Genomic DNA, 6,298 nt, shown 5'->3' with positions numbered 1-6,298 from the left:
AACTGCTTCAGTCCCAGGAACAAAAAAAGCCCCGGCAATCACCGGGGCAACAACTGCTTCAGTCCCAGGAACAAAAAAAGCCCCGGCAATCACCGGGGCAACATGCTGCGAGGGTTTCGCGTGCAGCGGGGGCGCGGGGGCGAAGCCCCCGCGCTCAACACACCGCTTTAGAACTTGAAGACGTACGAAGCGCCGTACACCAGCGGATCGATGTTGACCGTGCCGATCTTCTCGCCGTTCAACTTCACCTTGCTGTCGATGTCGATCCAGCGCATGTCCACGCGCAGCGCGCCCTTCTCGCCGATCGCGAAGTCCACGCCCGCATGCGCGGCCAGGCCCCACGAATCCTGTAGCTTCAGGCGGCTGTCCTTCAGCGCACCGGTGGTGTCTTCGCTGAAGAAGGTCGTGTAGTTCACGCCCGCACCGATGAACGGCGACACCTTGCCCTTGCTGTTGAAGTGGTACTGCACGGTCACCACCGGCGGCAGCTGCTTGGTGCTGCCCACGCGGCCCAGGCCATTGATGTTGATGTCGTGCTTGAACGGCAGCGCGGCCAGCACTTCGATGCCCAGGTTGTCGGCGATGAAGTACTCACCGGTGATGGTCGGCTTGACGTCGTTGTCGACGTCGACCTTCAGGGTGTGGCCGGCCAGCCAGCCGTTGTTCGACTTCGGGGCCACCTGGTGCACGCCGGCGGAAAGGGTCCAGTCACCCTTGGACTGGGCCATGGCCGGGGCGGCGGCGAGGGACAGGGCGGCGGCCAGGCCGGCCAGGATCAGGGGGGAGGTCTTGCGCATGGGGGTGATCTCGTTGCTGGGTGGATGGCGACAGTCTCGGCCTCACGCCGCGCTAACGCTTTGATCCGGATCAAATCCTGTCTGCCGGCCCGCCGCCCGCCGGGGCTGGCCCGCGGTGGCCAGCCCCGGTTTGCTAGACTTGTGGGCCCTATCCATCCCGCCGCACCCGTCGCGGCCGCAGGAGCTTGAGAACATGGCAATCAAGGTTGGTATCAACGGTTTCGGTCGCATCGGGCGTAACGTCCTGCGCTCGGCGGTGCTGAACTTCGGCGACGACATCGAAATCGTGGCCATCAACGATCTGCTGGAGCCGGACTATCTGGCGTACATGCTCAAGTACGACTCCGTGCACGGTCGTTTCAAGGCCGACGTGGCGGTGCAGGGCAACGACCTGCTGGTCAACGGCAAGAAGATCCGCCTGACCCAGGAACGCGACCCGGCCAACCTGAAGTGGAACGAAGTGGACGTGGACGTGGTGATCGAGTCCACCGGCCTGTTCCTGACCAAGGAAACCGCGCAGAAGCACATCGATGCCGGCGCCAGGAAGGTCATCATGTCGGCCCCGTCGAAGGACGATACGCCGATGTTCGTCTACGGCGTGAACGACAAGACCTACGCCGGCCAGGCGATCGTCTCCAATGCTTCGTGCACCACCAACTGCCTGGCCCCGCTGGCCAAGGTCATCAATGACAAGTGGGGCATCAAGCGTGGCCTGATGACCACCGTGCATGCGGCTACTGCCACCCAGAAGACCGTCGATGGCCCGTCCAACAAGGACTGGCGCGGTGGCCGTGGCATCCTGGAAAACATCATTCCGTCGTCCACCGGTGCGGCCAAGGCCGTCGGCGTGGTCATTCCGGAACTGAACAAGAAGCTGACCGGCATGAGCTTCCGCGTCCCGACCTCGGACGTGTCGGTGGTCGACCTGACCGTCGAGCTGGAAAAGGAAGCCACCTACGCCGAGATCTGCGCCGAAGTGAAGGCACAGAGCGAAGGCCCGCTGAAGGGCATCCTCGGCTACACCGAAGACAAGGTGGTGGCCACCGATTTCCGCGGCGAGACCTGCACCTCGGTGTTCGACGCCGAGGCCGGCATCGCCCTGGACGGCACCTTCGTCAAGCTGGTCACCTGGTACGACAACGAGTGGGGCTACTCGAACAAGTGCCTGGAAATGGCCAAGGTCGTCGCCGCCAAGTAAGGCCGGCGAAGATCGCACGCGGACCCCGGCCTGGCCGGGGTTCGTCGTTTATGGGGCCAGCCCTGTCGTAGCATGGGCCGGTCGACCGCTGCCGCTGGGGCGCGGGATTGCAATGGAAGCATGCTATGGAAGCATTGATCGCCCTGGTGGTACTGGTCCTGCTGGCCATCCCGCTGCTGCTGGTGGTAGCGCTGGTGATGATTGCCGGCCTGCGCCGCCGTGTGGCCGCGCTGGAAGGTGCCCTGGCCGCCGCGCCGGCCGTCCGGCCGGTTGCAGCCGAGCCTGCGCCAGAACGGGCTGCGCCCATGCCTGCGGCCGGCGCCGATCCGCCGTTCCTGCGGCCGGTGGCGGCTGCCGCACCGCCTCCGTCCCAGCCAACGCCGCCGCCGGTGCGCGAAGTGGTGCCTGCAGCAACGGAGGTGCCGCGCCCGGTCGCACCACCGCCGGTGCCACACGCGCCGTTGCAGCCGCCGTTGCCTTCCGAGCCGGCGCTGCCCAACTTCATCGAGCGCGGCATCGGCGCGGTCAAGCGCTGGTTCACCGAGGGCAACGTGCCGGTCAAGATCGGCATGCTGGTGCTGCTGGCCGGTGTTGCCGCACTGTTGAAGTACGTCAGCGACCAGGGCTGGCTGGTGCTGCCGATCGAGCTGCGCCTGGCCGGTGTCACCGTGGGTGCGCTGGGCCTGTTGGCGTTCGGCTGGCACCAGCGCGAGCGCCGGCGCCTGTTCGCACTGGCGCTGCAGGGCGGTGCCATTGGCGTGTTGCTGCTGACCATCTTCGCCGCATTCAAACGGTTCGAGCTGCTCAACCCCGGGTTTGCCTTCGCCAGTTCGATCGCGCTGGTGGCCGGCCTGTGCGTGCTGGCGGTGGTGCAGAACTCGCGCACGTTGGCGGTGCTGGGCATCCTCGCCGGCTTCATGGCACCGCTGTGGCTGTCCACCGGCAGTGGCAACCACGTGGGGCTGTTCAGCTACTACGCGGTGCTCAACGCTGGCATCTTCACCATCGCCTGGTTCCGTCCGTGGCGTGCGCTGAACCTGCTTGGCTTCGCTTTTACCTTCGGCATCGGTACGTTCTGGGGCGTGTTGCAGTACGCGCCGGACAAGTTCAGCAGCACCGAGCCGTTCCTGCTGCTGTTCTTCGCCTTCTACCTGTTGATCCCGCTGCTGTACGCGCGCCGGCAGCCCGCCGGGCGACGTGACCTGGTCGACGGCAGCCTGGTGTTCGGCACGCCCTTGGTCGCCTTCTCGATGCAGGCGGGCATGCTGCACGAGCAGCCGATGACGCTGGCGCTGTGCGCACTGGGCCTAGCGGCGATCTACGCCGTACTGGCGCGGGCACTGATCGCGCGCGCGTCATACACCGTGCTGGCGCAGTCGCATGCGGTGCTGGCGGTGGGCTTCGCCACGCTGGCGGTGCCGCTGGCATTGTCTGCGCGTGCCACCGGCGCGGTGTTCGCGCTGGAAGGTGCGGGCCTGGCCTGGCTGGGCCTGCGCCAGAAACGCTGGCTGCCGCAGGTGTCCGGCGCGTTGCTGCAGATCGGTGCTGCGTTCGCCTTTGTGGCTGGCGCCGACCACTGGCTCGAAGACGCACGCTTCCTGCTCAACCCGACCGCCATCGGTGCACTGCTGCTGGCCATTGCCGGCTTCGCGTCGGCATGGAGTTACCAGCGCAGGGAGCGCCATGAGATCGCACTGGTCTACTACCTGTGGGGCCTGCTGTGGTGGCTGGGCGGCCTGGTGCACGAGATCTTCCGCTTCTTCCCGCACCGCACGCAGGCCGATGCGTTGCTGGTGCTGGTCGCGGCCACGGCCTGGCTGGCGGCTGAAATGCAGCGCCGCCAGCCGGCACGCGCGCTGGGCGTAACCGCACTGGCGATGCTGGCCCTGGGCTTCCCGCTGGCGCTGATGCAGAGCGATGCGCACCAGCAGCCGTTCGCCGGTTATGGCGCACTGGCCTGGGCGGTGTTTGCGGCGCTGGGCGTACGTACGTTGCTGTGCCTGCGTCAGGGCGGCAACACCGTGGCACGCATCGCGCAGTTCCTGTGGTGGCTGCTGTGGCCGTCGCTGCTTTCGTTGCTGGCCCTGTGGGGCGGCGGCGAGGCCGGGCTGGCACAGGGCTGGACGCTGCTGTTGTTCACGCTGCCGTGGCTGCTGATGGCGGCGCTGTCGTTGTGGCGCTGGGATGCACTGCGCTGGCCGTTGGGGGCTGCCTTCGACAGCGTGCGCCTGCCGTTGCAGTGCGTGCTGTTCGGCCTGCTGTCCGCAGGCTGGCTGTTCGGCCAGTTGCTGCCGGGTGACGCAGCGCCGCTGCTGTGGCTGCCGGTGTTGAACCCGGCCGAGCTGGGGCAGTGGTTGAGCCTGGCGCTGCTGGCGCGCTGGCTGTACAGCGGTCAGGCGCCGCAGGCACTGGTGAAGATCCGGCTGCCGCTGTTGGCATTGGCCACCTTCGTTGCGCTGACCAGCCTAGTGCTGCACGGCGTGCATCAGTGGGGCGGCCTGTCGTGGAGTTCGTCGATGATGCGTTCCAGCCTGGCGCAGACCAGCCTGACCGTGCTGTGGAGTGTGCTCGGCGTGATCGCCTGGGTATGGGGTTCGCGCCGCGGCCAGCGCGTGTTGTGGATGGTCGGTGCCGTGCTGATGGGTGTGGTACTGGCCAAACTGGTCATTGTTGATCGCCAGCACCTGGGCAACCTGCTGGGCATTGCATCGTTCATCGCCTACGGCCTGCTGTGCACGGTCGTGGGTTATCTGGCACCGGCACCGCCGAGCGCGGCGCCGACCGTGGAGGAAAAACAATAATGAAGACGTGGAGCAGGGCGCTGCTGCCGGCGATGTTCGGCATGCTGGCCGCCGTCACCGCACAGGCCGCCGATTACCGTACCCAGTACGCCGAACAGTGGCCGCTTACGTTGTCCAGCGCACAATCGGGTGCCTACCGTGTTGTGCTGGAACCGGCGATCTACCGTCGCGCCGGCAGTGCGGACCTGGGCGATGTGCAGGTGTTCAATGCCGCCGGCCAATCGCTGCCGTCGGCATTGCTGGCGCCGGATCAGCCGCTGGCACAGCCGCCGGTGCAGCGTGAGCTGCCGTGGTTCGCGTTGCCGCCACTGGCCGAAGCACAGCGCAACGACCTGCAGTTGCTGACCGAGCGCGATACCGATGGCCGTGTGCGTCGCGTGGAAGCCCGCGTGAGTGGGGGTGCGGCGGCAAGCGGGCAGGGTGGCTGGCTGATCGACGCCAGTGTGCTGGGCCAGCAGCCGCTGGCGGCGCTGGTGCTGGATTGGGCTGACAGTGGCCAGCCGTTGCAGGCTCAGGTGCAGCTGGACGTCAGCGACGACCTGCAGCACTGGCGTGCGATTGGCCGCGACATTCCGCTGGTGGATCTGCAGCGCGCCGGCAAGCGCCTGCTGCAGCGCCGCCTGCAGGTGGATGGTGAAGCGCGCTATCTGCGCGTGCTGGCGCAAGGCGATGCGCGTCTGCCGACGCTGCGCAGCGTACTGGCCGAGCTGCCGCCGGCACCGGCGACGCTGCCGTGGGAATGGTTGTCGCTGGAACCGACCTCGAAGGGCAAGGGCGAATACACCTTCGAGATGGATGGCCGCTTCCCGGCGGCACGTGCCGACGTGGCCAGCACCGACAACAGCCTGGTGCAGTGGACATTGTTCAGCCGTGATGACCAGAGCGCGGAATGGCAGCGCCGCAGTGCACCGTGGATTGCCTATCAGCTGCAGCAGGGTGCGCAGGGCCAACGGCAGCAATCGGCCGCGCAGCCGCTGGGCGGGGTGCATCGGGATCGCTATTGGAAGCTGGTGGCGAACCCCGCCGAAACGGCCACCGCACCGACTCTGCGCCTGGGTTACCAGCCCGAAGTACTGGTATTCCTGAGCCAGGGCGCGGCGCCCTACGCGTTGGCGGTGGGCAGCTCGACCGCGCGCCGCACGGAGGCGCCGATTGGCGTGCTGATCGAGGAACTGCGGTTGCGCAACGACCCGTCGTGGCAGCCGACGCTGGCGCGCCTGGAAGGCAGCCCGGAGCCGCTGGCCGGCGACGCGGCGCTGAAACCGCAGCACGATTGGAAGTCGTGGTTGCTGTGGGCGTTGCTGGGTCTGGGTGTGCTGGTAGTGGGCGGCCTGGCGGTCAGTCTGCTTCGGCAGAAGCCGGCGCCTTCGGCGTAGGTTCCGGCGAACGGCGCAGCCCCTCGTGGGTGGGCGGTTGGTCGCGTAAAGCAAAAGCCGTGCTTGGCCGGGCGGGGTGGGTTCGCGGGAGACGCCGTGAACCCGTCCCTGGGGGCTTGGCCGCGG

Annotated in this window: 4 protein-coding genes; 3 read left to right on the top strand and 1 reads right to left on the bottom strand. The window is 67.3% G+C overall.

Features of this window, described 5'->3' with window-relative positions; genetic code table 11:
- Positions 1 to 167: 167 nt before the first annotated feature.
- A complete protein-coding gene (locus ARC63_RS21975) occupies positions 168 to 797 on the bottom strand; it encodes an OmpW/AlkL family protein (protein WP_057504382.1) in 630 nt (209 codons plus the stop codon).
- A 193-nt stretch (positions 798 to 990) separates the two neighbouring features.
- Here ARC63_RS21975 and gap point away from each other — a divergent pair, with 193 nt between their 5' ends.
- The 3 genes from gap (at position 991) to ARC63_RS21960 (ending at position 6,172) form a co-directional block, all read left to right on the top strand.
- The gene (gap, locus tag ARC63_RS21970) at positions 991 to 1,995 is read left to right on the top strand and encodes a type I glyceraldehyde-3-phosphate dehydrogenase (protein ID WP_010484083.1); all 1,005 of its coding nucleotides are present in this window, start codon (positions 991 to 993) and stop codon (positions 1,993 to 1,995) included.
- 125 nt (positions 1,996 to 2,120) lie between these two features.
- Positions 2,121 to 4,796, top strand: coding sequence for a DUF2339 domain-containing protein (locus ARC63_RS21965; RefSeq protein WP_057504381.1), 2,676 nt, complete (start codon positions 2,121 to 2,123; stop codon positions 4,794 to 4,796).
- Positions 4,796 to 6,172 carry a DUF3999 domain-containing protein gene (locus tag ARC63_RS21960; RefSeq protein WP_010484085.1) on the top strand — a complete coding sequence of 459 codons (1,377 nt, stop codon included), beginning with the start codon at positions 4,796 to 4,798 and terminating at the stop codon, positions 6,170 to 6,172. The genes ARC63_RS21965 and ARC63_RS21960 overlap by 1 nt, the downstream gene beginning before the upstream one ends.
- The last annotated feature ends 126 nt before the right edge of the window (positions 6,173 to 6,298 follow it).

It is taken from the genome of Stenotrophomonas geniculata ATCC 19374 = JCM 13324 (assembly GCF_001431625.1).
Lineage (GTDB): Bacteria > Pseudomonadota > Gammaproteobacteria > Xanthomonadales > Xanthomonadaceae > Stenotrophomonas > Stenotrophomonas geniculata.
This window is presented reverse-complemented; position numbering and strand designations above follow the sequence as displayed.